The 25,886-nt window shown below is 70.7% G+C and carries 22 protein-coding genes; 19 read left to right on the top strand and 3 right to left on the bottom strand.

Annotated elements, in window-relative coordinates:
- Positions 1-141: 141 nt before the first annotated feature.
- The 5 genes from yajC to JW613_RS16525 all read left to right on the top strand — a co-directional run bounded on the left by yajC (position 142) and on the right by JW613_RS16525 (position 7,186).
- Positions 142-678, top strand: a complete 537-nt coding sequence (yajC, locus tag JW613_RS16505; protein ID WP_099878707.1) for a preprotein translocase subunit YajC — start codon at positions 142-144, stop codon at positions 676-678.
- Between the two features lie 137 nt (positions 679-815).
- Positions 816-2,606, top strand: a complete 1,791-nt coding sequence (gene secD / locus JW613_RS16510; protein WP_209211575.1) for a protein translocase subunit SecD — start codon at positions 816-818, stop codon at positions 2,604-2,606.
- 1 nt (position 2,607) lies between these two features.
- Complete coding sequence (gene secF, locus JW613_RS16515; RefSeq protein ID WP_209211576.1) at positions 2,608-3,795, top strand: protein translocase subunit SecF; 1,188 nt, start codon at positions 2,608-2,610, stop codon at positions 3,793-3,795.
- A 4-nt stretch (positions 3,796-3,799) separates the two neighbouring features.
- Complete coding sequence (locus tag JW613_RS16520) at positions 3,800-4,375, top strand: adenine phosphoribosyltransferase (protein ID WP_209211577.1); 576 nt, start codon at positions 3,800-3,802, stop codon at positions 4,373-4,375.
- 222 nt (positions 4,376-4,597) lie between these two features.
- Positions 4,598-7,186: a RelA/SpoT family protein gene (locus JW613_RS16525; protein WP_209211578.1), complete on the top strand. Its 2,589-nt coding sequence runs from the start codon at positions 4,598-4,600 to the stop codon at positions 7,184-7,186.
- A gap of 41 nt (positions 7,187-7,227) precedes the next feature.
- On the opposite strand, the gene JW613_RS16530 is transcribed toward JW613_RS16525, so the two are convergent.
- Positions 7,228-8,457, bottom strand: coding sequence for a DUF349 domain-containing protein (locus JW613_RS16530; RefSeq protein WP_209211579.1), 1,230 nt, complete (start codon positions 8,455-8,457; stop codon positions 7,228-7,230).
- 175 nt (positions 8,458-8,632) lie between these two features.
- Positions 8,633-9,433 (bottom strand): peptidylprolyl isomerase, encoded by an 801-nt coding sequence (locus JW613_RS16535; RefSeq protein ID WP_209211580.1) that lies wholly within the window; start codon positions 9,431-9,433, stop codon positions 8,633-8,635.
- Between the two features lie 227 nt (positions 9,434-9,660).
- Here JW613_RS16535 and JW613_RS16540 point away from each other — a divergent pair, with 227 nt between their 5' ends.
- The 4 genes from JW613_RS16540 (at position 9,661) to JW613_RS16555 (ending at position 13,785) form a co-directional block, all read left to right on the top strand.
- The gene (locus tag JW613_RS16540; RefSeq protein ID WP_099878694.1) at positions 9,661-10,386 is read left to right on the top strand and encodes an MBL fold metallo-hydrolase; all 726 of its coding nucleotides are present in this window, start codon (positions 9,661-9,663) and stop codon (positions 10,384-10,386) included.
- Between the two features lie 11 nt (positions 10,387-10,397).
- Positions 10,398-11,660, top strand: coding sequence for a histidine--tRNA ligase (gene hisS, locus JW613_RS16545; protein WP_209211581.1), 1,263 nt, complete (start codon positions 10,398-10,400; stop codon positions 11,658-11,660).
- Positions 11,661-11,728: 68 nt separating this feature from the next.
- Positions 11,729-12,364 (top strand): vitamin K epoxide reductase family protein, encoded by a 636-nt coding sequence (locus JW613_RS16550; protein ID WP_209211582.1) that lies wholly within the window; start codon positions 11,729-11,731, stop codon positions 12,362-12,364.
- Positions 12,365-12,429: 65 nt separating this feature from the next.
- A complete protein-coding gene (locus JW613_RS16555; protein ID WP_209211583.1) occupies positions 12,430-13,785 on the top strand; it encodes a replication-associated recombination protein A in 1,356 nt (451 codons plus the stop codon).
- Positions 13,786-14,045: 260 nt separating this feature from the next.
- Here the strand turns inward: JW613_RS16555 and JW613_RS16560 are convergent, their stop codons facing one another.
- Positions 14,046-14,849, bottom strand: coding sequence for a DUF2470 domain-containing protein (locus JW613_RS16560; protein WP_209211584.1), 804 nt, complete (start codon positions 14,847-14,849; stop codon positions 14,046-14,048).
- Between the two features lie 55 nt (positions 14,850-14,904).
- On the opposite strand from JW613_RS16560, the gene rpsD reads away from it, so the two are divergent.
- The 10 genes from rpsD (at position 14,905) to aroB (ending at position 25,717) form a co-directional block, all read left to right on the top strand.
- A complete protein-coding gene (gene rpsD / locus JW613_RS16565; protein WP_099878684.1) occupies positions 14,905-15,516 on the top strand; it encodes a 30S ribosomal protein S4 in 612 nt (203 codons plus the stop codon).
- Positions 15,517-15,806: 290 nt separating this feature from the next.
- Entirely contained in the window at positions 15,807-16,232 is a 426-nt protein-coding gene (locus JW613_RS16570) for a DUF948 domain-containing protein (protein WP_099878682.1), read from the top strand.
- Positions 16,233-16,238: 6 nt separating this feature from the next.
- Entirely contained in the window at positions 16,239-16,697 is a 459-nt protein-coding gene (locus tag JW613_RS16575; protein ID WP_209211585.1) for a DUF6167 family protein, read from the top strand.
- Positions 16,697-19,372, top strand: coding sequence for an alanine--tRNA ligase (alaS, locus tag JW613_RS16580; RefSeq protein WP_209211586.1), 2,676 nt, complete (start codon positions 16,697-16,699; stop codon positions 19,370-19,372). Before JW613_RS16575 ends, alaS begins: the two co-directional genes overlap by 1 nt.
- On the top strand, positions 19,372-19,887 hold the full coding sequence (gene ruvX, locus JW613_RS16585) for a Holliday junction resolvase RuvX (protein WP_209211587.1): 516 nt from the start codon (positions 19,372-19,374) through the stop codon (positions 19,885-19,887). The genes alaS and ruvX overlap by 1 nt, the downstream gene beginning before the upstream one ends.
- A gap of 144 nt (positions 19,888-20,031) precedes the next feature.
- Positions 20,032-21,873 (top strand): endolytic transglycosylase MltG, encoded by a 1,842-nt coding sequence (gene mltG / locus JW613_RS16590; RefSeq protein ID WP_209211588.1) that lies wholly within the window; start codon positions 20,032-20,034, stop codon positions 21,871-21,873.
- A gap of 15 nt (positions 21,874-21,888) precedes the next feature.
- Positions 21,889-22,746 carry a shikimate dehydrogenase gene (locus JW613_RS16595; RefSeq protein WP_209211589.1) on the top strand — a complete coding sequence of 286 codons (858 nt, stop codon included), beginning with the start codon at positions 21,889-21,891 and terminating at the stop codon, positions 22,744-22,746.
- A gap of 159 nt (positions 22,747-22,905) precedes the next feature.
- On the top strand, positions 22,906-24,090 hold the full coding sequence (gene aroC, locus JW613_RS16600) for a chorismate synthase (RefSeq protein WP_209211590.1): 1,185 nt from the start codon (positions 22,906-22,908) through the stop codon (positions 24,088-24,090).
- The gene (locus JW613_RS16605) at positions 24,087-24,620 is read left to right on the top strand and encodes a shikimate kinase (RefSeq protein ID WP_099878669.1); all 534 of its coding nucleotides are present in this window, start codon (positions 24,087-24,089) and stop codon (positions 24,618-24,620) included. Before aroC ends, JW613_RS16605 begins: the two co-directional genes overlap by 4 nt.
- The gene (gene aroB / locus JW613_RS16610) at positions 24,617-25,717 is read left to right on the top strand and encodes a 3-dehydroquinate synthase (protein WP_209211591.1); all 1,101 of its coding nucleotides are present in this window, start codon (positions 24,617-24,619) and stop codon (positions 25,715-25,717) included. Before JW613_RS16605 ends, aroB begins: the two co-directional genes overlap by 4 nt.
- Positions 25,718-25,886: the final 169 nt, after the last annotated feature.

The following is a 25,886-nucleotide window of genomic DNA, read 5'->3' on the forward strand; positions in this document are numbered from 1 at the left end:
GGAACCTCGGTGCCATGCTTGACGTTGTTCCATCGGCGAAGGCTCGCTTAGACTCCGCCGACGCCCTCCCTTTGCGGAGGCTTGCCCACCCCGAATACCCAGGCCGCTGAGACGCGGCCATGCGAAGGAATATCTTCCGCCGTGGATCCTATTGCTCTGCTCCCGTTCATTGTGATCATCGGGGCCATGTTCCTGATGACTCGCTCCGCCAAGAAGAAGCAGCGTCAGGCCGCTGAGATGCGCGACCAGATGCAGCCTGGCACGGGCATCCGCACCATCGGGGGCATGTACGCCGTCGTCAAGGAGATCCGCGAGGACAGCGTCCTTGTGGAGATCGAGCCCGGCACGCACGCGCTCTTCGCCAAGAACGCCATCGGCGCCGTGCTCTCCGATGAGGAGTTCGACCGCATCACGAACGGCCCCGAGGGCGAAGAGTTCGATGTCGACACGGTGGTTCCCGACGATGCCTCCTCGCTGACCCAGGACGAGGACGCTCCCTCCGACGCGAAGCCCGACCTTCAGAAGAAGGACGCCGGCGACGACGCCGACGCCGCCGGGAAGCAGGACGGCGAGGAGCCCGCCGAGGCGTCCGACGACGAGCCGAAGACGGACTCGGCCAAGGCCGACACCGCCGAGGCCAAGGACGGCAAGCGGGACGGGGACGCCGACTCCAAGTAAGGTCAGCGCCGCCGGGCTGGGGGAGAAGACCGGGTCCGGCGGCGTAGCACGTCCACAGACCACTTCGCGCGCCGCTGTGCCGCGCCCGGCCGAACTCGCGGGGCGGCACGGGCGGTTGGACAGGGAGAGACGAGAAGGTGGCAGCACCGAAGAGGGGTCGCAAGGCCTCCGGCGCCAAGGGGAGGCCGTGGCGCGCCCTAGGGCTGATTCTGGTGATCACGGCTGGGCTGGTCGTGGGAATGTTCGCCTCGGGCCACACGACGCCCAGGCTGGGCATCGACCTGGCCGGCGGCACCAGCATCACGCTGGAGGCGAAGAACCAGCCGGGCAAGCCCAACGCGATCAACAAGACCAACATGAACACCGCCGTCGGCATCATCGAGCGGCGCGTCAACGGTCTTGGCGTGACGGAGGCCGAGGTTCAGACCCAGGGCGACCGGCACATCATCGTCAACATCCCCAAGGGCACCAACTCCAAGCAGGCGCGCGAGCAGGTGGGCACCACGGCGCAGCTTGCTTTCCGTCCGGTGCTGACGCTGGCGCAGGCCCAGCAGCCGCAGAAGCCGCAGCCCAAGCCCTCCAAGTCCGGCAGCTCCGACAAGCAGGACGGCAAGAGCGGCCAGGACGGCAAGAGCGGTGAGGACGAGAAGGCGTCGCCCTCCTCCTCGCCGTCGGCCTCCGCGTCGTCCAACGGCCAGGGCCGCGCCGTCACCGAGGGGCTGACCGCCAGGACGGACGAGAGCCCCACCCCCAAGCCCGGCGAGTCCGGCGGGAAGAAGAGCCCGCAGCCCACGGCGCCGCCGCAGCAGCCCCAGGCCCCCGGCGTCTCGGCCGCACTCACCAAGAAGCTGAACGCGCTCGACTGCAGCACCAAGGAAGCGCGGGCCAAGGCCAGCGAGAAGGCCGCCAGCACCAAGGGTTCCGAGCCGGTCGTCGCCTGTGACGCCAAGGATCCGATCAAGTACGTGCTCGGTCCCGTCGCCGTGCAGGGCAAGAACGTCAGTGAGGCCAAGGCGGTCTTCGACCAGCAGCGCGGTCAGTGGATCGTCCAGATGTCGTTCAACGACAAGGGTTCCGACCAGTTCGGCGAGATCACCGGCAAGCTGTCGAAGAATCCGCAGCCGCAGAACCAGTTCGCCATCGTGCTCGACGGCCAGGTCCAGTCGGCGCCGACCGTCAACCAGCGACTGACCAACAACGCGGAGATCTCCGGCAGCTTCACCCAGGAGTCCGCGGAGGAACTGGGCAACATCCTCTCCTACGGTGCACTGCCGCTCTCCTTCGAGGAGTCGGACGTCACCACCGTCACCGCCGCGCTCGGCAGCGACCAGCTGGAGGCGGGTCTCATCGCGGGCGCCATCGGTCTCGCGCTGGTGATCGTCTATCTGGTGGCCTACTACCGCGGCCTCGCGCTGATCGCCATTCTCAGCCTGCTCGTCTCGGCGGTCATGACGTACACGATCATGACGCTGCTGGGTCCGGCGATGAGTTTCGCGCTCAACCTGCCGGCCGTCTGCGGTGCCATCGTCGCCATCGGTATCACGGCGGACTCGTTCATCGTCTACTTCGAACGTATAAGGGACGAGGTGCGCGAGGGCCGCACGCTGCGGCCGGCGGTCGAGCGGGCCTGGCCTCGTGCCCGGCGCACCATCCTCGTCTCCGACTTCGTCTCCTTCCTCGCCGCCGCGGTGCTGTTCATCGTCTCGGTCGGCAAGGTCCAGGGCTTCGCGTTCACGCTGGGCCTGACCACCGCGCTGGACGTGGTCGTGGTGTTCTTCTTCACCAAGCCGGTCATGACGCTGCTCGCCCGCAGGAAGTTCTTCGCCGACGGACATCCCTGGTCCGGCCTCGATCCCAAGCGGCTCGGAGCCAGGCCACCCCTGCGGCGCGGTCGCCGCACCGTCAGCACCGACACGAAGGAGGCCTGAGGTGTCCCGTCTCGGCAGTCTCGGCGCCCGGCTGTACCGCGGTGAGGTCGGCTACGACTTCGTCGGACACCGCAAGTTCTGGTACGGCCTGTCGATCCTGATCACCATCACGGCCATCGTCGGTGTCGTCGTCCGCGGCCTCAACATGGGCATCGAGTTCGAGGGCGGCGCCGTCTTCACCACGCCCAAGACCTCCGCCTCCGTGCAGCAGACCACGCACTCGGCGGAGGAGATCTCCGGGCACACCGCCATCGTCCAGGAGCTGGGCGACGGCGGTATGCGCGTGCAGATCGCCAGCGTCGACACCGAGACCTCCACCCAGGTCAAGGAGAAGCTGGCCGAGGAACTGCACGTCAACCCGGAGAAGATCGACGCCCAGCTGGTCGGCCCCAGCTGGGGCGAGCAGATCGCCAACAAGGCGTGGCAGGGGCTCGGGATCTTCATGATCCTGGTGGTGATCTATCTCGCCATCGCCTTCGAGTGGCGCATGGCGCTCGCCGCGCTCATCGCGCTGATCCATGACATCACCATCACCGTCGGTGTCTACTCGCTCGTCGGCTTCGAGGTCACACCGGGCACGGTGATCGGTCTGCTGACGATTCTCGGCTACTCGCTCTACGACACGGTCGTCGTCTTCGACGGTCTGAGAGAGGGCAGCAAGAACGTCACCAAGCAGACCAGGTACACCTACAGCGAGGTCGCCAACCGCAGCATCAACAGCACGCTGGTGCGCTCGATCAACACCACCGTCGTGGCGCTGCTGCCGGTCGCGGGTCTGCTGTTCATCGGCGGCGGGATGCTCGGTGGCGGCATGCTCAACGACATCGCGCTCTCCCTGTTCGTCGGCCTCGCCGCCGGCGCCTACTCCTCGATCTTCATCGCCACGCCGCTGGTCGCCGACTTCAAGGAGCGCCAGCCCGAGATGAAGGCCCTCGCCAAGCGGGTGCACGCCAAGCGGCTGAAGGCGGCCGAGCGTGAGGCCCACGAGCCGGGCGACGACCAGGACGGCGAGCAGGCCGACCCGGACGACGAGGCCCCGGACGGTGACGGCGGTGTCCGCCCCACCGTCACCGTGGACAACGGCCGCGACGGTGGCCCCGCGGCAGCGGGCGCCGGAGTCGCGGGGCAGCGGCGTCAGCCGACCTCCCGTGGCCGAGGCCGCGGCAGGCCGTCCGGAAAGCGCAGGTGAGCCGGTGAGCACGAGCGAGTCCTCAGCGGTCCCGCTGGTCCCCGCCGATGTACGGGAGCTGCTGACCAGCCGGATCCACGACGTGCCCGACTATCCGAAGCCCGGAGTGCTGTTCAAGGACATCACCCCGCTGCTCGCCGACGCCAAGGCGTTCGCCGTCCTCACCGATGTGCTGGCCGATCTCGCCGAGCAGCACGGGGCGACGAAGATCGTCGGTCTGGAGGCGCGCGGCTTCATCCTCGGCGCCCCCGCCGCCGTGCGCGCGGGCGTCGGCTTCGTGCCCGTCCGCAAGTCCGGCAAGCTCCCGGGCGCCACGCTCTCCCAGACGTACGACCTCGAGTACGGCAGCGCCCAGATCGAGGTGCACTCCGCGGGGTTCACGGAGGGCGACCGGGTGCTGGTGATCGACGACGTACTGGCCACCGGCGGCACCGCCGAGGCGTCCGTCCAGCTCATCCGGCGCACCGGTGCCGAGGTCGCGGGCGTGGCCATACTGCTGGAGCTCGGCTTCCTGGAGGGACGCAAGCGGCTGGAGCGGGCCCTGGCGGGTGCGCCGCTCGACGTCCTCGTCACCGTCTGAGCCGACCACCCGCAGCCTGGTCCGACCACTGCACCGTCCCGTCCTGGGACACCGGCCGAGGGCACAAGGCGGCCACCCGATACGTTCTACGGGGCGTACCCCGGCACCGAAGGCCGGGGGAGGGTGGCCGCCTTCGTCGTCCTCCCGTCCCGTCCGGGCGGGCCCGTCCCCGTGCGGGTGGCTACCATGGCAGTCCGACCTGGGGTCCACCGAGGAGTGCTCTTGCCAGACGAGGCCCAGCAGCTCACCGCCGCGCAGCGCCAGGAAGCGGAGGCCGCGGGCGAGGCGGCCCGGCGCCGGTCCGGCGCCGCGGCCAACGGCGGGCTGCCCTCGAAGAGCGAGGGCAGCGGCCGGTCCCGCGCCGCCGACGCCTCCGGGAAGCAGACCGCAGCCCCGGGCCGCGGCGGCAGGGGCGGCGATCGCGGAAAGGGCGCCGAGAACGGTGCTCGCGACCGTGTGGCGCCCGCCCGCGCCGTCTCCGGGGTATCGGGCCGCTCCGGGTCCTCCAACCGCGTACGCGCCCGTCTGGCGCGTCTGGGGGTGCAGCGGTCCAGCCCGTTCAACCCCGTCCTGGAGCCGCTGCTGCGGATAGTGCGCAGCAACGACCCCAAGATCGAGTCCTCCACGCTCCGCCAGATCGAGCGCGCCTACCAGGTCGCCGAGCGCTGGCACCGCGGTCAGAAGCGCAAGAGCGGCGACCCGTACATCACCCACCCCCTCGCCGTCACCACGATCCTCGCCGAGCTCGGCATGGACCCGGCGACGCTGATGGCGGGGCTGCTGCACGACACCGTCGAGGACACCGAGTACGGGCTCGACACACTGCGTCGCGACTTCGGCGACCAGGTGGCCCTCCTGGTGGACGGCGTCACCAAGCTGGACAAGGTCAAGTTCGGTGAGGCGGCGCAGGCCGAGACGGTGCGCAAGATGGTCGTCGCGATGGCCAAGGACCCCCGCGTCCTGGTGATCAAGCTCGCCGACCGGCTGCACAACATGCGCACGATGCGCTACCTCAAGCGGTCCAAGCAGGAGCAGAAGGCCCGCGAGACGCTGGAGATCTTCGCGCCGCTCGCCCACCGGCTGGGCATGAACACCATCAAGTGGGAGCTGGAGGACCTCGCCTTCGCGATCCTCTACCCCAAGATGTACGACGAGATCGTGCGGCTGGTGGCCGAGCGGGCCCCCAAGCGGGACGAGTACCTGGCCGTCGTCACCGACGAGGTCCAGGCCGATCTGCGCGCCGCCCGTATCAAGGCCACCGTCACCGGGCGGCCCAAGCACTACTACAGCGTCTACCAGAAGATGATCGTCCGCGGCCGGGACTTCGCGGAGATCTACGATCTGGTGGGCATCCGCGTCCTGGTGGACACCGTGCGCGACTGCTATGCCGCGCTGGGCACCGTCCACGCCCGCTGGAACCCGGTTCCCGGGCGGTTCAAGGACTACATCGCGATGCCCAAGTTCAACATGTACCAGTCGCTGCACACGACGGTCATCGGGCCCGGCGGCAAGCCCGTCGAACTGCAGATCCGCACCTTCGACATGCACCGCCGCGCCGAGTACGGCATCGCCGCGCACTGGAAGTACAAGCAGCAGGCCGTCGCCGGTACCTCCAAGGTGCGCACCGACGTGCCCAAGAGCGCGGGCAAGGGCGGTGCCAACGACGAAGCGATCAACGACATGTCGTGGCTGCGCCAGCTGCTCGACTGGCAGAAGGAGACCGAGGACCCCGGCGAGTTCCTGGAGTCGCTGCGCTTCGACCTCTCCCGCAACGAGACCTTCGTCTTCACCCCCAAGGGCGACGTCATAGCGCTCCCGGCGGGCGCCACCCCCGTCGACTTCGCCTACGCCGTCCACACCGAGGTCGGCCACCGCACCATCGGTGCCCGCGTCAACGGCCGGCTGGTGCCCCTGGAGTCGACCCTCGACAACGGCGACACCGTCGAGGTCTTCACCTCCAAGGCGTCCGGCGCCGGGCCCTCCCGGGACTGGCTCGGCTTCGTCAAGTCACCGCGCGCCCGCAACAAGATCCGCGCCTGGTTCACCAAGGAGCGCCGTGACGAGGCCATCGAGCAGGGCAAGGACGCCATAGCGCGGGCCATGCGCAAGCAGAACCTGCCCATCCAGCGCATCCTCACCGGCGACTCGCTGGTCACCCTCGCCCACGAGATGCGCTACCCCGACATCTCCGCGCTCTACGCGGCGATCGGCGAGGGCCATGTCTCGGCGCAGAACGTCTGCCAGAAGCTGGTGCAGGCGCTCGGCGGGGAGGACGAGGCCAAGGAGGACATCGCGGAGACGGCTCCGCCGATGCCCGCGCGCAGTTCGCGGCGGCGCTCCACGACCGACCCGGGTGTCGTCGTCAAGGGCGCGGGCTCGGACGTGTGGGTCAAGCTGGCCCGCTGCTGTACGCCCGTGCCGGGCGACCCCATCATCGGATTCGTCACCCGCGGCAACGGCGTCTCGGTGCACCGCGCCGACTGCGTCAACGTCGACTCCCTCACCCGGGAGCCGGAGCGGATCCTGGATGTCGAGTGGGCGCCCACCCAGTCGTCCGTCTTCCTGGTCGCCATCCAGGTCGAGGCCCTGGACCGCTCCCGCCTCCTCTCGGACGTCACCCGCGTCCTGTCCGACCAGCACGTCAACATCCTCTCGGCCGCCGTGCAGACCTCCCGCGACCGGGTCGCCGTCTCCCGCTTCACCTTCGAGATGGGCGACCCCAAGCACCTCGGCCACGTACTGAAGGCAGTACGTGGCGTGGAGGGGGTGTACGACGTCTACCGCGTCACCTCTGCGCGGCGCCCGCAGTAAGGCCCCGGGGTGTGGGGGCGGTGCCCCCACACCCATGGCGGTCAGCCCTGGAACTCCTGGAGGCCCTTGAGGGCCTGGTCCAGGAGGGCCTGGCGACCGGCCAGCTCTTGTTCGAGCTTGGCGGCCTTGGCCTCGTTCCCCGCGGCGCGGGCCTGCTCGATCTGGGCCTTGAGCTTGTCGACCGCGTCCTGGAGCTGACCGGCCAGCCCGGTGGCGCGGGCCCGCGCCTCCGGGTTGGTGCGGCGCCACTCGGCTTCCTCGGCCTCCTGGATGGCGCGCTCGACGGCGTGCATCCGGCCCTCGATCTTCGGCCGTGCGTCGCGCGGCACATGGCCGATGGCGTCCCAGCGCTCGTTGAGGGAGCGGAAGGCGCTCCGTGCTGCCTTCAGATCGGTGATGGGCAGCAGCTTCTCCGCCTCGGCGGCCAGCTCCTCCTTCCGCGCCAGGTTCTCCCGCTGCTCGCTGTCACGCTCGGCGAAGACCTCGCTGCGGGCCTGGAAGAAGATGTCCTGGGCGCCGCGGAAGCGCGCCCACAGATCGTCCTCGTGCTCACGCTGCGCCCGGCCGGCGGCCTTCCAGTCCTGCATCAGCTCGCGGTACTTGGCCGCGGTGGGACCCCAGTCGCGCGAGCCGGAGAGCGCCTCGGCCTCGGCGACCAGCTTCTCCTTGCGCTGCCGCGCCTCCTCGCGCTGCGCGTCCAGCTGTGCGAAGTGCGCCTTGCGGCGCTTGGAGAACGCCGAGCGGGCGTGCGAGAAGCGGTGCCACAGTTCGTCGTCGCTCTTGCGATCCAGCCGCGGCAGGCCCTTCCAGATGTCCACCAGCGCCCGCAGCCGCTCCCCGGCCGCCCGCCACTGCTCGCTGCGGGCCAGCTCCTCGGCCTCGGCGACCAGTTCCTCCTTGGCGCGGCGCGCCTCCTCGGCCTGCTGCGCCTTGCGGGCCTTGCGCTCCTCACGGCGCTGCTCGACGGTCTCGGTGAGCTGGTCGAGCCGGGCCCGCAGCGCCTCCAGGTCGCCCACCGCGTTGTGCGCGTCGATCTGCTCGCGCAGATGGTCGATCGCGGCGGTGGCGTCCTTGGCGGACAGATCGGTCGTCTTCACCCGGCGCTCAAGCAGGTCGATCTCCACGACCAGACCGTCGTACTTGCGCTTGAAGTAGGCGAGGGCCTCGTCGGGCGAGCCCGCCTGCCACGACCCGGCGACCTTCTCGCCGTCGGCCGTACGCACGTACACAGTCCCCGCGTCGTCGACGCGGCCCCACGGGTCGCTGCTCACAGCGCCTCCTCCACAAGATGCCCGCGGGGGCTGTGGCCCCCCGGCATCGTCCACGTATCTCGTCACAGTCAACATAGGCGACCGGCGCCCGCGCTGTCCGCATCCGGCGAGCGGCGAATTGCCGGTCGGAAGCGGTTCGCCGAACCGTACCGCGCGGGCGGCGACGGCCGGTCGGTCAGGACTTACGGACCGTAGCCTTGTCGATCACCACGGTTGCGTTGGGCGGGCCGTCACCCTGCGGGGAGGCCACACCCGCCTTGGCGATCTTCTTGAGCACCTTCATGCCCGAGTCGGAGACCTTGCCGAACGGTGTGTATTTGGGCGGGAGCTTACTGTCCTCGTAGACGAGGAAGAACTGGCTGCCTGCGGTGTCCGGGCCGCTGTTGGCCATCGCGACGGTACCCGCGGGGTACTCGGCGCCCTTGAGGTTCTCGTCGGACAGCTCGTAGCCGGGGCCGCCGCTGCCGGTGCCGGTCGGATCCCCGCACTGCAGCACGTGCAGCTGGGGCTGGTCGGTCATCCGGTGGCAGCGGGTGTGGTCGAAGAACTTCTGGCCCGCCAGGAAGTGGAAGGAGTTGACCGTGTGCGGCGCCTCGCCGGCGTCCATGTCGATGTCGATACCGCCGCAGGTGGTCTCCAGCCGCATCGTGTACGAGGCCGACTCGTCCACCTTCATGGGCGGCTCCTTCTTCCACTGCTTGCCGGTCGGCCTGCCCTTGGCCGGCTTCTCGCAGGGGTCCGGGGCCTTGCTGGTGGGAGGCGCGGAGGGCTGGTCGGCCGCGGCGTCGTCCTTCTCGTCCCCGTTGAGCCCGCCGGAGGCGGCGTAGGCCCCGCCCATCGCCAGGACCATCACCAGTCCGAGGGCGATCGAGACGTTGCGTATACGGGCTTTGCGACGGGCCGCCTCCCGCCGCTTGAGCTGCCGCTCGTACTTCTGACGGGCGAGCTGCTTTCTGCGCTGCTCACTGCTGACCACGGTCTCGTCTCCTTCGAGGCGTTAGGCGGGGCGTTGGGCGAGGCGTCTTCGAGGCGTCGTACCTGCGGACCTCACGTACCGTATACGCCACCTGCACGGATTCGCGCCGCCCGTTACGGGTTCGCCGCACGCGGACCCGCGCCGGTAGGCTGGCAGCTGCCTGACCGGCGACGGGCCTGCTCGGCCGCGTCGTCGCCCCTCCGCTGTCGGACGAATGAAGGACGATCGTGCTCGTTGCCGGGTTCCCCGCCGGGGCCTGGGGGACCAACTGTTATCTGGTCGCCCCGGCCGCAGGCGAGGAGTGCGTGATCATCGATCCGGGCCACCAGGCCGCGCAGGGTGTCGAGGAGGCCGTCGCCAAGCATCGGCTCAAGCCGGTGGCGGTGATCCTCACGCACGGTCACATCGACCACGTCGCCTCCGTCGTCCCGGTCTGCGGCTCGCACGACGTGCCCGCCTGGATCCACCCGGACGACCGCTACATGATGAGCGACCCGGAGAAGGCGCTGGGGATGACCATCGGGCAGCCGCTGATGGGCGAGCTGACGGTGGGCGAGCCGGACGACGTCGAGGAGCTGTCGGACGGCGCGGTGCTGAACCTGGCGGGGCTGGAGCTGACCGTCGCGCACGCGCCCGGCCATACCAAGGGGTCGGTGACCTTCCGGATGCCCGAGCAGGCGGATGTGCCGCCGGTGCTGTTCTCGGGCGACCTGTTGTTCCCCGGCTCCATCGGCCGCACCGATCTGCCCGGCGGCGACCCGGACGAGATCCTCCGGTCCCTGGCGCGTGTGTGCCTTCCGCTGGAGGACGAGACCGTGGTCCTGCCCGGACACATGCACCAGACGACCATCGGCCGCGAGCGCGCCACCAACCCCTTCCTGCGACAGGTGGCGGAGCACGGCCCGGGAGGCGGCGGCACCGACGCCGCAGCCGCCCCGCGACGAGGAATGTGACGAGAAGCCACGTGAGCACCTACAAGGCCCCCAAGGGCACCTACGACCTGCTGCCGCCCGACTCCGCGAAGTACCTCGCCGTGCGCGACGCCATCTGTGCACCGCTGCGCAGGTCCGGTTACGGCTATGTGGAGACCCCCGGGTTCGAGAGCGTCGAGCTGTTCGCACGCGGTGTCGGCGAGTCCACCGACATCGTGACCAAGGAGATGTACACCCTCACCACCAAGGGCGGTGACGAGCTGGCCCTGCGCCCCGAGGGCACCGCCTCGGTGCTGCGTGCCGCGCTGGAGGCCAACCTGCACAAGGCGGGCAACCTCCCGGTGAAGCTGTGGTATTCGGGTTCGTACTACCGCTACGAGCGCCCCCAGAAGGGCCGGTACCGCCACTTCTCCCAGGTGGGCGCCGAGGCGCTGGGTACCGAGGACCCGACGCTGGACGCCGAGCTGATCATCCTGGCGTACGACGCGTACCGCTCGCTGGGGCTCAGCGGCTTCCGGCTGCTGCTCAACTCCCTGGGCGACCGCACCTGCCGGCCGGTCTACCGGGCCGCACTGCAGGACTTCCTGCGCGGCCTCGAACTGGACGAGGACACCCGGGCCCGCATCGAGATCAACCCGCTGCGCGTGCTGGACGACAAGCGGGAGAGCGTGCGTCGCCAGTTGGCCGAAGCGCCGATGATGCGCGACCACCTGTGCGAGGAGTGCAAGGCCTTCCACGAGGAGGTGCGGGCGCTGCTGACCGAGGCGGGCGTGCCCTTCGAGGACGACCCCCGACTGGTGCGCGGTCTCGACTACTACACCCGTACCACTTTCGAGTTCGTCCACGACGGTCTCGGCTCGCAGTCGGCCATCGGCGGCGGCGGCCGGTACGACGGCCTCTCCGAGATGATCGGCGGGCCCGCCCTGCCGTCCGTCGGCTGGGCACTGGGTGTGGATCGCACGGTGCTGGCGCTGGAGGCCGAAGGGGTCGAGCTCGAACTGGCACCGGCCACCGAACTGTTCGCCGTCCCCATCGGCGACGAGGCACGCCGACGGCTGTTCGGCCTGGTCACCGAGTTGCGCCGGGAGGGCGTCGCCGCCGATCTGGCGTACGGCGGCAAGGGCATGAAGAACGCCATGAAGTCGGCCAACCGCTCCGGAGCCCGGTTCGCGCTGCTGCTGGGGGAGCGTGACCTCGCCGAGGGCGTGGCCCAGCTCAAGGACCTCACCAGCGGCGAGCAGACGGCGTTGCCACTCGATCGGGTGGTGGCCGAAGTGCGGGCCAACCTGCGGTGAGCGCAGGGCCGGTTGGGGCAGAATGTGCCCGGTACCGGCCATGGACCAGATGACGGGACGAAAAGGCTATGACGACGACGGCACCCCTCGACGAGGCGCACGTGGGCGCGGACGCACCGAAGGGGGGTGCCGTGGGCGCGAGCCGGGCCTTCGCCTGGATGCTCATCGTCACCGGCGCCGCCGGACTGCTCGCGTCCTGGGTCATCACGCTGGACAAGTTCAAGCTGCTCGAGGACAAGAACTTCAAGCCGGCGTGCAGCATCAACCCGGTCGTCTCCTGCGGCAACATCATGGAGAGCGACCAGGCTTCGGCCTTCGGCGCCCCCAACCCCATGATCGGGCTGGTGGCCTACGGCGTGGTCATCTGTGTCGGTGTCACCCTGCTCACCCGCACCGGCTTCCCGCGCTGGTACTGGCTCACCTTCAACGCGGGCTGCGTGTTCGGCGTCGGCTTCGTGACCTGGCTGCAGTACCAGTCGCTCTACACCATCGGGAACCTGTGCCTGTGGTGCTGCCTGGCCTGGGTCGCGACGATCATCATGTTCTGGTACGTGACCGCGCACAACGTCCGCAACGGCTTCCTGCCGGCCCCCGCGGCGGTGCGCGGCTTCGCCGACGAGTTCCCCTGGGTGCTCCCGGTGCTGCACATCGGAGTGATCGGCATTCTGGTCCTCACTCGCTGGTGGGACTTCTGGACCAGCTGAGCCCCGGCCCTCGGGCGGCCCGGCGGGCGGCACGACTGTCAGTGGGCTGACTTAGGGTTTCGGGTGTGGAGCCCGATCTTTTCACCGCAGCAGCAGAGGACCGCCAGGCCAAGGACCCGTCCGCCAGCCCTCTCGCCGTCCGGATGCGCCCGCGCACCCTGGACGAGGTCGTGGGGCAGCAGCATCTGCTGCGCCCCGGCTCCCCGCTGCGCCGACTGGTGGGGGAGGGCGGCGGCGGCCCTGCCGGAACGTCCTCCGTGATGCTGTGGGGGCCGCCCGGCACCGGAAAGACGACCCTCGCGTACGTCGTCAGCCAGGCCACCGACAAGCGGTTCGTGGAACTGTCGGCGATCACCGCCGGGGTCAAAGAGGTGCGCAGTGTCATCGACGGCGCCCGCCGCGCCTCCGGTGCGTACGGCAAGGACACCGTCCTCTTCCTCGACGAGATCCACCGCTTCAGCAAGGCCCAGCAGGACTCGCTGCTGCCCGCCGTGGAGAACCGCTGGGTCACGCTGATCGCGGCCACCACCGAGAACCCGTACTTCTCGGTGATCTCCCCCTTGCTCTCCCGTTCCTTGCTGCTGACGCTGGAACCGCTGACCGACGACGACATCCGCGGCCTGCTGCGCCGCGCCGTCGCCGACGAACGCGGCCTCGCGGGAGAGGTGACGCTCCCCGAGGACTCCGAGGACCATCTGCTGCGGATCGCCGGTGGCGACGCGCGGCGCGCACTGACGGCTCTGGAGGCGGGAGCGGGCGCCGCCCTGGCCAAGGGGGAGGGCGCCATCTCGCTGGCCACCGTCGAGGAGGCCGTCGACCGCGCCGCCGTGAAGTACGACCGCGCCGGTGACCAGCACTACGACGTGGCCAGCGCGCTGATCAAGTCCATCCGGGGCTCCGACGTGGACGCCGCACTGCACTACCTCGCCCGGATGATCGAGGCCGGGGAGGATCCGCGGTTCATCGCCCGCCGCCTGATGATCTCCGCGAGCGAGGACATCGGGCTGGCGGACCCGACCGCGCTGCAGACGGCTGTCGCCGCCGCGCAGGCCGTCGCGATGATCGGCTTCCCCGAGGCGCGCATCACCCTCGGCCACGCCACCGTCGCGCTGGCGCTCGCGCCCAAGTCGAACGCGGCGTATCTGGCGATCGACGCGGCGCTGGCCGATGTGCGGGCGGGGCTGGCCGGGCCGGTTCCACCGCACCTGCGGGACAGCCACTACAAGGGATCGCAGAAGCTGGGCCACGGACAGGGATATCAGTACCCGCACGATCTGCCGGGCGGTATCGCCGCCCAGCAGTACGCGCCGGACGCGGTGCACGGGCGCCGCTACTACGAGCCGACCCGCCATGGTGCGGAGGCGCGCTACGCGGAGGTTGCCGACCGAGTGCGGGCCCGCCTGCGCGGCGAACCGGAGTGACCTCCTGCGTACCTCGTTCCGATGAGGGGCTGCCCCTGTCTGCCCGTTGCGGGCTGCGCGTCCGTCGTGGCCGGTCGCGCAGTTCCCCGCGCCCCTTCGGGGCGCATCCCCTTGCCGGGAGTGCCCCATGAAGCAGACAGTCAAGCTTGCGGGGTAGCCAATCAGGGGCGCGGGGAACTGCGCGACAAGCCGTAAAGCACCCGCAGTCTGCAAACGGCGGGCAAGGGCAGCCCCCGGCCAGCCCCCGAGAGGGAGCGCCCCTAACCACCGGCCGCGAACAAGGTGTGCATCGCGTGCCGCAGCTCCGCGACCGTGCCGACCGGCTCGGTGAAGTCGAAGCGGGCGTCCATGCACGGTCCCGTACCGCTCCAGCCCCGTACCCGCAGCCCGAACCGGTCGAGCGCCAGCGGAACCGCCTGCTCCCACCCCTGGCAGGCGCACAGCCCGCGCACCTGCTCCTGGTGCGCGGCGGCCAGGTGCTGCAGGAGCTCGGCCTCATGTGCGGCGAGCGGATCAGGCGCGGCGGCGGCGAAGTCGTCGGGTTCCACGGCTTCCTCGCCCCACAGATCGTCGACGTAGGCCTCGCCGACCTCCAGCCGCAGCATGCGCCGGGAGGTTCCGGCCACGGGGGCGTAGGGGGCGGCCTCGGCGAGCAGCCGGGCGCAGACGGCGCGGTCCTCCCCGCGTACGGGGGTGAGCCAGCCGGCGACCCAGGCCCGGCCCCGTAGCCGGTGCGGTACGGAGACGGGCGCCACATCAGTGATCTCCATCACCGCCGCGAGGTCGTCGTCCTGCGCGTAGGAACTCACGCGCGCTTCCAACGAGTCCGCCGGGACCAGCAGCAGGACGTCTCCATCGGGGGTGACGGTGCGGGCCTCGGGCACTCCGGCGCCGGGTTCCCGCAGGTCGGGCTCGGCCCCGGGAATGGTCAGCAGGGCGGATACGCTGGATTGCGCGAGGGTTCGTACACGTTCGGCGGCGGTCGGCTGCCGGGCGTCTTCCACGGGACGCGGCTGTTCCTCCTCGGCGTCGGTGCCAGGCGGGGAAATCCCAGGTCGAAACATACGTGCTCCTCGGCTAAGGTAAGGCTCACCTAACTTACACGGAGGTCCGTTCAACGTGAACCAGTCGCGTCCCAAGGTCAAGAAGTCGCGTGCCCTGGGCGTCGCGCTGACCCCGAAGGCCGTCAAGTACTTCGAACAGCGCCCGTACCCGCCCGGGGAGCACGGCCGGGGCCGCAAGCAGAACAGTGACTACAAGGTCCGTCTGCTGGAGAAGCAGCGCCTGCGCGCGCAGTACGACATCAGCGAGAGCCAGATGCGGCGCGCCTACGAGCGTGCCCGCAAGACCGGAGAGAAGACGGGCGAGGCGCTGGTCGTCGAGCTGGAGCGGCGGCTGGACGCCCTTGTGCTGCGCTCCGGTCTGGCCCGTACGATCTACCAGGCCCGGCAGATGGTGGTGCACGGCCATATCGCGGTCAACGACCGCAAGGTCGACAAGCCGTCCTTCCGCGTCCGTCCCGACGACGTGGTGATGGTCCGCGAGCGCAGCCGCGACAAGTACCCCTTCCAGGTCGCCCGTGAGGGTGGCTACGCGGGCGAGGGCGAGACCCCGCGCTATCTGCAGGTGAACCTGCAGGCGCTCGCCTTCCGCCTGGACCGGGACCCCAACCGCAAGGAGATCCCGGTCATCTGCGACGAGCAGCTGGTCGTCGAGTACTACGCCCGCTGACCGCTCGCTTCGGCCCAGCCCCGCCAGCCCGCCTGCCCGGCGCCGGTTCTCCTCCGGTACGGGCACGGCGGGCTGCGGCGTTCCCGGGGCGCCCGGCAACGGGGCGCGTCCGACGGGCGCTTGCCCGGCCTCCGCACGGAAGGGACTCCCCGGCCCGTAATGCGGTACGGAGGCGGCGGCCCGGCGCGATAAGGTCGGTGTCTCGTACGCCGCCGCGGTCGGCCACCCGGCGAGCGGCGGCCGACCCCCATGACCATCAAGGGAAGCGGTGCAGCGTGTCCGGTGGAGAAGTGGCCGGCCTCCTCGTGGCCGTCTTCTGGGCGATCCTGGTGTCGTTCCTCGCCGTTGTGCTGGTGAGGCTCGCCCAGACGCTCAAGGCGGCGACCAAGCTGGTGACAGGTGTGACGGAGCAGGCAGTCCCCCTCCTGGGAGAGGCGTCGGCGACCGTCCGGTCCGCACAGACCCAGCTCGACCGCGTCGACGCCATCGCGACGGACGTCCAGGAGGTCACCTCCAACGCCTCCGCGCTCTCCTCCACCGTCTCGACCGCCTTCGGCGGCCCGCTCGTCAAGGTCGCCGCCTTCGGCTACGGCGTCCGGCGGGCCCTGGGCCGCAAGGACACGCCCGAGCGGGAGACGCGCGGTGGCCGGAAGGTCGTCGTCAGCCGCACCGTACCCGCCGCCCGCCGCGGCGGCCGCAAGCGTGGAAGGGGCTGAGCGCAGATGTTCCGCCGTGCCTTCTGGTTCACCACCGGCGCCGCCGCCGGTGTCTGGGCCACCACCAAGGTCCAGCGCAAGATCCGCAGCCTCGCGCCCGACGCGCTGGCGGTGCGCGCTGCCGACAAGGCCGTCGAAGGCGGCCACCGGCTCCGCGAGTTCGCGCTCGACGTGCGCTCCGGCATGGTCCAGCGGGAGAGCGAACTCAAGGACGCGCTGGGCCTGTCGGTGGCCGAGGAGGCCGACCGCTACCGGGAACTCCCGGCCGGACAGCCCGCCTCCGTCTCGCGGCAGCAGGGCAAGCGCCTCCCGCGGCAGCAGCGCAAGCGGCAGCTCGGCGGGGTACTCCCCGGGCCTGCGGCCGGGAGGAGCCGGCAGGCTCCGCCGCTTCGCCCCGACCCGCTGGACCCCCAGGACCAGCGGTCCACCCCCAACCACCCGAACGACCGGAATGAGGACCACTGATGGAGTCGGCTGAAATCCGCCGCCGCTGGCTGCGCTTCTTCGAGGAGCGAGGGCACCACGTCGTGCCATCGGCGTCGCTGATCGCGGACGACCCGACGCTGCTGCTGGTCAACGCGGGCATGGTGCCCTTCAAGCCGTACTTCCTGGGCGAGACGACCCCGCCCTGGCCGCGGGCCACCAGCGTGCAGAAGTGTGTGCGTACGCCGGACATCGAAGAGGTCGGCAAGACCACCCGGCACGGCACCTTCTTCCAGATGTGCGGCAACTTCTCCTTCGGCGACTACTTCAAGGAGGGGGCCGCCAAGCTCGCCTGGGAGCTGCTGACCTCCTCGCAGGAGCAGGGCGGCTACGGACTCGACCCCGAGCGCCTGTGGATCACCGTCTACGAGCAGGACGACGAGGCCGAGCGCATCTGGCGGGACGTCGTCGGCGTGCCCACCGAGCGCATCCAGCGGCTGGGCATGGAGGAGAACTACTGGTCCATGGGCGTGCCGGGCCCGTGCGGACCCTGCTCGGAGATCAACTACGACCGCGGCCCGGAGTTCGGCCCCGAGGGCGGGCCCGCCGTCAACGACGAGCGCTACGTCGAGCTGTGGAACCTCGTGTTCATGCAGTACGAGCGCGGCGAGGGCTCCACCAAGACGGACTTCGAGATCCTCGGCGAGCTGCCCAGCAAGAACATCGACACCGGTCTCGGCCTCGAACGCCTGGCGATGGTGCTGCAGGGCGTGCACAACATGTACGAGATCGACACCTCGCGCGCCGTCATCGACAAGGCCACCGAGCTGACCGGTGTCGCCTACGGCGCCGCCGAGGAGAGCGATGTGTCGCTGCGTGTGGTGTGCGACCACATCCGCACCTCCGTGATGCTCATCGGTGACGGTGTCACGCCCGGCAACGAGGGCCGCGGCTATGTGCTGCGCCGCATCATGCGCCGCGCCATCCGCAACATGCGCATCCTGGGCGCCACCGGGCCGGTGGCCGAGGACCTGATCGATGTCGTCATCACGACCATGGGTCAGCAGTACCCCGAGCTGATCACCGACCGGAAGCGGATCGAGACCGTCGCGCTGGCCGAGGAGGCCGCCTTCCTCAAGACGCTGAAGGCCGGCACCAACATCCTCGACACCGCCGTGGCCGAGACCAAGAAGTCGGGCAGCACGGTGCTGCCGGGCGACAAGGCGTTCCAGCTGCACGACACCTGGGGCTTCCCCATCGACCTCACCCTGGAGATGGCCGCCGAGCAGGGGCTGTCGGTGGACGAGCGGGGCTTCCGCCGGCTGATGAAGGAGCAGCGGGAGCGCGCCAAGGCCGACGCCAAGGCCAAGAAGACCGGCCACGCCGATCTGTCGGCCTACCGAGAGATCGCCGACACCGCCGGGGCGACCGCCTTCACCGGCTACGGCGAGACCGCCGGTGAGGCCACCGTCGTCGGGCTGCTGGTCGACGGTGTCTCCTCGCCCGCCGCCACGGAGGGCGACGAGGTCGAGGTCGTCCTCGACCGCACCCCGTTCTACGCCGAGGGCGGCGGTCAGCTCGCCGACACCGGCCGCATCCGGCTGGAGGGCGGCGCCGTCATCCAGGTGCGCGACGTCCAGCAGCCGGTGCCCGGCGTCAGTGTGCACAAGGGCTCCGTCCAGGTCGGTGAGGTCACCGTCGGCTCGTCCGCCTACGCGGAGATCGACAGCGACCGCCGCCGCTCCATCGCCCGCGCTCACAGCGCCACCCACCTCACCCACCAGGCGCTGCGGGACGCGCTCGGTCCGACGGCTGCCCAGGCCGGCTCGGAGAACGCCCCCGGCCGTTTCCGCTTCGACTTCGGCTCGCCCACCGCCGTCCCCGGCACCGTGCTCACCGACGTCGAGCAGAAGATCAACGAGGTGCTGGCCCGGGAACTCGACGTGCACGCCGAGTACATGGGCATCGACGACGCCAAGAAGCAGGGCGCGCTGGCCGAGTTCGGTGAGAAGTACGGCCAGACCGTGCGCGTGGTGACCATCGGTGACTTCTCCAAGGAGCTGTGCGGTGGCACGCATGTGCACAACACGGCGCAGCTCGGGCTGGTCAAGCTGCTGGGCGAGTCCTCCATCGGCTCCGGCGTACGCCGCGTCGAGGCCCTGGTCGGTGTGGACGCCTACAAGTTCCTGGCCCGCGAGCACACCGTCGTCTCGCAGCTGACCGAACTGGTCAAGGGCCGCTCCGAGGAGCTTCCCGAGCGCATCTCCGGGATGCTGACCCGGCTCAAGGACGCGGAGAAGGAGATCGAGCGGTTCCGCGCCGAGAAGGTCCTCCAGGCCGCCGCCGGGATCGCCCAGAACGCCAAGGACGTCCGCGGCACCGCGCTGGCCGCCGCCCGGGTGCCGGACGGCACCACGGCCGACGATCTGCGCACCCTGGTGCTCGACGTACGCCAGCGGCTCGGCAGCCGTCCGGCCGTGGTGGCGCTGTTCGCCGTCACAGGCGGCCGCCCGCTCACGGTCATCGCCACCAACGAGGCCGCCAGGGACGCCGGGCTGCGCGCCGGTGACCTGGTGCGTACGGCGGCCAAGACCCTCGGTGGCGGTGGCGGTGGCAAGCCGGACGTCGCCCAGGGCGGCGGCCAGAACCCCGAGGCCGTGGACGACGCCGTGGCCGCCGTCGAGCGCCTGGTCGCCGAGGCCGGGGGCAACGCCTGATGGTTCCGGACGACGCCGCGCCCCGGAAGGACGCCGAGGGCCCGGCGTCCTTCCGGCGCGGCAGGCGGCTGGCCGTCGATGTCGGGGACGCCCGGATCGGGGTCGCCGGCAGCGACCCCGACGGGCTCCTCGCCACTCCGGTCGAGACGGTGCCCGGCCGTGACATCGCGGCGGCCCAGCGTCGGCTCAGGGCGCTGGTCGAGGAGTACGAGCCGTTGGAGGTCGTGGTCGGGCTGCCCCGTTCGCTCAGCGGCGGGGAGGGTCCGGCGGCGGCGAAGGTGCGCGGTTTCGCTCAGGAGTTGGCGAAAAACATCACACCGGTTCCGGTCAGACTGGTCGACGAACGCATGTCGACGGTCACCGCGGCACAGGGCATGCGAGCCTCCGGAGTCAGTTCCAAAAAGGGACGTTCACGCATCGACCAGGCGGCTGCCGTGGTGATTCTGCAGAGCGCGCTGGAGACGGAACGGATCTCGGGCCGCCCCCCGGGGCACTGCGTCGAGGTGGTTGTCTGATCGCAGTGCGGTAACGTTCCGCGCGACACGGCAGCCGCCGATGCACACGCGTGACGCACTCGTACGGAACTCGTCCGGTGCGGGGACTCCGGCGCAGGCGTCCGGTGCGTCACCGGCTGCCGCTCTCGCGTCGCAAGGGGATCGATGACTGACTATGGCCAGGGACATGGCTCCCAACCGTGGCACCCCGACGACCCCCTCTACGGGGATCAGGAGTGGGACGGTGGCCGGCAGCCCGAGTATCAGGGCGGCTGGAACCAGGCCCCCCAGCAGGGGGAGTATTCCGGCCACCCCGGCCCCCAGCAGCAGTACGCGGAGCAGTTCACGGAGCAGCAGTACCAGCACCACCAGCAGTACGCGGCCCAGCAGCAGTACGGGCACGGCGGCTGGGACGGCGCCCAGCAGGCGGCCCCCGGTGCCGGGCAGCACTACGATCCGTCGTACGCCGGGCAGCAGGTGGACCCGTACGGCACGGGGGAGTACCCGTCCGGTGAGTACGGCACGGGCGAGTACGCGACCGGGGAGTACCACACCGGCGGGTATGCGAACGGGAACTACGGCACGGGGGAGTACCCGGCGCCCGGGCACTACACGGAGTACCCGAGCGGTGAGTACAGCACCGGTGAACACCACACCGGTGAACACCACACCGGCGCATACGGAACCGGCGCGTACGGCACGGGGGAGTACCGCACCGGCGAGTACAGCACCGGCGAGCACCCCGGCTACTACGCCCAGCAGGGCGGCTACCCGGACCAGCACGCCCCGCACCCGCAGCAGCACCCCGTCCCCCAGCCACGGCAGCCGTCCGGCCCCGCGGCCGATCCGGAGACCGGCTGGGACCCGGGTCCCGATCAGGGCGAGCACGCCTTCTTCCGGGACCGCGACGAGGACCTGGCCGAGTACGAGGACGACTACGACGAGGACGGCGACCGCGGCCGACGAGGCCGCGAGGGCGGCACCAGGACCAGGCGCGGGCGCGGCTGCGGACTGGTGATCTCGGCCGCTCTGATCGCCGGGGTAAGCGTCGTCGGATACTTCGGCTACGACTTCTACCAGACCCACTTCGGCCCGGCCCCCGACTACGCGGGCGAGGGCACCGGCGAGGTCATGGTCGACATCCCCGACGGCGCCTCGCTCGCCGACATGGGGCAGGTCCTGGAGAAGAAGGGCGTCGTCAAGAGCCCCGGCGCCTTCGTGGAGGCGGCCGGCAGCAAGAGCATCCAGGCGGGCACCTACACCCTGCGCAAGAAGATGTCCGGCGCCAGCGCGGTCGAGATGATGCTCGACCCGGCCAGCCAGAACGGCCTCATCGTCGCCGAGGGCTGGCGCGCCACGAAGATCTACGCGGAGATCGACAAGAAGCTCGACGTGGCGAAGGGCACCACGAAGAAGGCCGCCGAGTCCGGCGGTCTCGGCCTGCCCGAGTGGGCGCACGGCAAGCCGGAAGGTTTCCTCTTTCCCTCCAAGTACAGCATCGGGGAGAAGAGCAAGCCCAAGGACGTGCTGCGCAAGATGGTCAAGCGGGCGGAGTCCGAGTACGCCAGGACGGGGCTGGAGCAGAAGGCGAAGGCGACCGGCAAGACGCCGGAGCAGATCATCACCATTGCCTCGCTCATCCAGGCGGAGGCGCAGGAGGACGACGAGTTCGGCAAGGTCTCGCGCGTCATCTACAACCGGCTCGACAAGGACATGCGGCTCGGCTTCGACTCCACCATCAACTACGCGATGGGCCGCTCCACGCTGAACACCTCGGTCGCCGACACCAAGTACCCGTCCCCGTACAACACCTATCTGCACAAGGGGCTGCCGCCCGGCCCGATCGGCAACCCCGGGCACCAGGCGATAGAGGCGGCGCTCAAGCCGACCAAGGGTGACTGGCTGTTCTTCGTCACGGTCAAGCCCGGCGACACCCGCTTCACCGACAGTGCGCACGAACACCAGAAGAATGTCGAAGAATTCAACAAGGAACAGCGCAAGAAGTAAGGAGAACGGCGGCTGATGCCATCCACCCTCTCGCAGGAGGCCCGGCGCGCCGCCGTCCTCGGCTCGCCGGTCGCCCACTCCCTCTCCCCGGTGCTCCACCGGGCCGCCTACGCAGAACTCGGCCTCGACGGCTGGACCTACGACCGATACGAGGTGGATGAGAGGGGCCTCGCCGGCTTCCTCGCCGGCCTGGGCGAGCGGGAGGGGTCGGCCGGGCGGTGGGCGGGGCTCTCCCTGACCATGCCGCTGAAGCGTGCCGTCATCCCGCTGCTGGACGAAATCAGCGGGACGGCCGCCTCCGTGGAGGCCGTCAACACGGTGGTCTTCACCGAGGACGGGCGCCGCACCGGGGACAACACCGACATTCCCGGCATGATCGCCGCACTGGAGGAGCGCGGCATCCACACCGTCGAGAGCGCCACCGTGCTCGGCGCGGGCGCCACGGCCTCCTCCGCGCTCGCTGCCCTCGCCCGGATCTGCGAGGGCGAGGTCACCGCGTATGTACGGAGTGAGGAGCGGGGCCGGGAGATGCGGGGCTGGGGGGAACGGCTCGGGATCACCGTACGGACGGCCGACTGGACGCGGGCCGCCGAGGGGCTGCGGGCGCCGCTGGTCATCTCCACCACCCCCGCGGGCGCCACCGACGGGCTCGCCCAGGCCGTGCCCGCCTCGGGCGGCACCCTCTTCGACGTCCTCTACGACCCGTGGCCGACCGCCCTGGCCCACTCCTGGAACGGCGCCGTCATCGGTGGGCTCGATCTGCTGGTGCACCAGGCGGTGCTGCAGGTCGAGCTCATGACCGGGCACCGGCCGGCGCCGCTGGCCGCGATGCGCGCCGCCGGGGAGGCGGAGCTGCGGGCCCGCGCCGGCTGACCGGGCCGCTGCCTCCCTCCCGGGGCTGTACCGGGGCGCCGCCCACATGCCGAGACGGGGTCGGCTCGGGGGGAGGGCGCTCCCACCGGCATGGGAGGATCGGACCCAGGAAAACCCCAGGAAGTGGGACGGGCCGCACGGCGGCCGAGAGGAGCACCGTTGAGCAGGTTGCGCTGGCTGACCGCGGGGGAGTCGCACGGCCCCGCACTCGTGGCAACCCTGGAGGGCCTTCCCTCCGGCGTCCCGGTGACCACCGAGATGGTCGCCGACGAGCTGGCCCGCCGCCGTCTCGGCTACGGCCGCGGCGCCCGGATGAAGTTCGAGCGCGACGAGGTCACCTTCCTCGGCGGCGTACGCCACGGCGAAACCCTCGGCTCGCCGGTCGCGATCATGGTGGGCAACACCGAGTGGCCCAAGTGGGAGCAGGTGATGGCGGCCGACCCGGTCGACCCCGCCGAGCTGGAACAGCTGGCCCGCAACGCCCCGCTCACCCGCCCCCGCCCCGGCCACGCCGACCTCGCGGGAATGCAGAAGTACGGCTTCGACGAGGCCCGCCCGATCCTGGAGCGCGCCTCCGCGCGGGAGACCGCCGCGCGGGTCGCGCTCGGCACCGTCGCCCGCTCGTTCCTGCGGGAGACGGCCGGCGTCGAACTCGTCTCGCACGTCGTGGAACTGGGCGCGGCGAAGGCTCCGTACGGCTCGGTCCCCGAGCCCGGGGACGTGGCGCGGCTGGACGCCGATCCGGTGCGCTGCCTGGATGCCGGGGCGAGCGAGGCGATGGTCGCCGAGATCGACCAGGCGCACAAGGACGGCGACACCCTCGGCGGCGTCGTCGAGGTCGTCGCGCACGGTGTGCCCGTCGGGCTCGGCTCGCATGTGCACTGGGACCGGCGGCTGGACTCGCGGCTGGCCGGAGCGCTGATGGGGATCCAGGCCATCAAGGGTGTGGAGTTGGGCGACGGCTTCGGTCTCGCCCGGGTGCCGGGCTCCCAGGCCCACGACGAGATCCTGGCCACCCCGGACGGCATCCGCCGCGCTTCGGGGCGCAGCGGCGGCACCGAGGGCGGGCTGTCCACCGGTGAACTGCTGCGTGTGCGGGCCGCCATGAAGCCGATCGCGACCGTGCCCCGCGCCCTGGGCACCGTCGATGTCCGCACCGGCGAGGCCGACAAGGCGCACCACCAGCGTTCCGACGTGTGCGCGGTGCCCGCGGCGGGCATCGTCGCCGAGGCGATGGTCGCGCTGGTGCTGGCGGACGCGGTGGCCGAGAAGTTCGGCGGGGACAGCGTGGGCGAGACCCGTCGCAATGTGCGTGGCTTCCTCGACAACCTGGAGATCAAGTGACCGGGCCCGTCATCGTGCTCGTCGGCCCGATGGGGGTCGGCAAGTCGACCGTCGGCGCGATCCTCGCCGAGCGGCTCGGTGTGACCTGCCGCGACACCGACCAGGACATCGTCGAGCGGGTCGGCAAGCCCATCTCGGAGATCTTCCTGGACGAGGGCGAGCCGCACTTCCGCGAGCTGGAGCGCTCGGCCGTGCGGACGGCGCTGGCCGAGCACACGGGCGTGCTCGCGCTCGGCGGCGGCGCCGTACTGGCGGACGAGACCAGACAGCTGCTGGCCGGACGCCCGGTCGTCTTCCTGGAGATGGGGCTGACGGAGGCCGTCAAGCGCGTCGGTCTGGACGCCCCGCGCCCGCTGCTCGTCATCAACCCGCGCCAGCAGTGGCGCAAGCTGATGGAGGAGCGCAGACCGCTGTACACCGAGGTCGCCCGCGTCGTCGTCAGTACCGAGGACCGTTCGCCGGAAGAGGTCGCCGACGAGATCCTCACCGCCCTTCAGCTACCGTCCACCCAGCCGGAGAAGCAGCAATGACCACCCAGGAACCCGCCGCAACCCGCATCGCCGTCGGCGGCACGGCGGGTACGGCACCCTACGACGTGCTCGTCGGACGGCAGCTCCTCGGCGAGCTCACCGGCCTGATCGGCGCCGACGCGCAGCGGGTCGCCGTACTGCACCCCGAGGCGCTGGCCTCCACCGGCGAGGCGCTGCGCGAGGACCTGGCCGGCCAGGGGTACGAGGCCGTCGCCATCCGGTTGCCCAACGCGGAGGAGTCCAAGACCGCGGAGGTCGCCGCCTACTGCTGGAAGGCGCTGGGCCAGACCGGGTTCACCCGCACCGATGTGATCGTCGGCGTCGGGGGAGGGGCCACCACCGATGTGGCCGGGTTCGTCGCGGCGACCTGGCTGCGCGGGGTGCGCTGGGTCGCGGTGCCGACCACGGTGCTCGGCATGGTCGACGCGGCGGTCGGTGGCAAGACCGGCATCAACACCGCCGAGGGCAAGAACCTGGTGGGCGCCTTCCACCCGCCGGCCGGGGTGCTGTGCGATCTGGCGGCGCTGGACTCGCTGGGCGTCCACGACTACGTCAGCGGCCTCGCGGAGATCATCAAGGCGGGCTTCATCGCCGACCCCGCCATTCTGGAGCTGATCGAGTCCGACCCGCAGGCCGCCCGCAGCCCCCAGGGCCCGCACACCGCCGAGCTGGTCGAACGCGCGATCCGGGTGAAGGCCGAGGTGGTCTCGGAGGACCTGAAGGAGTCCGGCCGCCGGGAGATCCTCAACTACGGCCACACCCTCGGTCATGCCATCGAGAAGAACGAGCGCTACAACTGGCGGCACGGCGCGGCCGTTTCGGTCGGTATGGTCTTCGCCGCCGAGCTGGGGCGGATCGCGGGACGGCTGGACGACGCGACGGCGGACCGGCACCGCGCGGTGCTGGAGTCGGTCGGCCTCCCGGTCACCTACCGCGGTGACCAGTGGCCCAAGCTGCTGGAGACGATGAAGGTCGACAAGAAGTCGCGCGGTGACCGACTGCGCTTCATCGTGCTCGAAGGGCTCGCCAAACCGGCCGTCCTGGAGAGCCCCGACCCCGCGATGCTGCTGGCGGCGCACGCCGAGATCGCCGCCTGAGGCCCACCCCGTGCCCGGCGCGGCCCGGGCCCGGCGGACGCCGGGGCAGGGAACCGCGTTGATTGCCGCGCGCGTCGGGCACTCGGGAGCGGATCCGGCCGTTCACACGGGGACGGCCGGGGAAGGTACCGTCAGTATTCGCACAACACCTGGCGTTGCGTCGCAACGC

The organism is Streptomyces smyrnaeus (assembly GCF_017676345.1).
Lineage (GTDB): Bacteria > Actinomycetota > Actinomycetes > Streptomycetales > Streptomycetaceae > Streptomyces > Streptomyces smyrnaeus.

What these genes read in the sequence shown, in the direction of transcription:
- JW613_RS16595 (WP_209211589.1), top strand. Translation starts at nt 21,889, where the DNA reads ATGCCATCCACCCTCTCGCAGGAGGCCCGGCGCGCCGCCGTCCTCGGC.
- JW613_RS16560 (WP_209211584.1), bottom strand. Translation starts at nt 14,849, where the DNA reads ATGTTTCGACCTGGGATTTCCCCGCCTGGCACCGACGCCGAGGAGGAA.
- alaS (WP_209211586.1), top strand. Translation starts at nt 16,697, where the DNA reads ATGGAGTCGGCTGAAATCCGCCGCCGCTGGCTGCGCTTCTTCGAGGAG.
- JW613_RS16575 (WP_209211585.1), top strand. Translation starts at nt 16,239, where the DNA reads ATGTTCCGCCGTGCCTTCTGGTTCACCACCGGCGCCGCCGCCGGTGTC.
- mltG (WP_209211588.1), top strand. Translation starts at nt 20,032, where the DNA reads ATGACTGACTATGGCCAGGGACATGGCTCCCAACCGTGGCACCCCGAC.
- aroB (WP_209211591.1), top strand. Translation starts at nt 24,617, where the DNA reads ATGACCACCCAGGAACCCGCCGCAACCCGCATCGCCGTCGGCGGCACG.
- ruvX (WP_209211587.1), top strand. Translation starts at nt 19,372, where the DNA reads ATGGTTCCGGACGACGCCGCGCCCCGGAAGGACGCCGAGGGCCCGGCG.
- JW613_RS16550 (WP_209211582.1), top strand. Translation starts at nt 11,729, where the DNA reads ATGACGACGACGGCACCCCTCGACGAGGCGCACGTGGGCGCGGACGCA.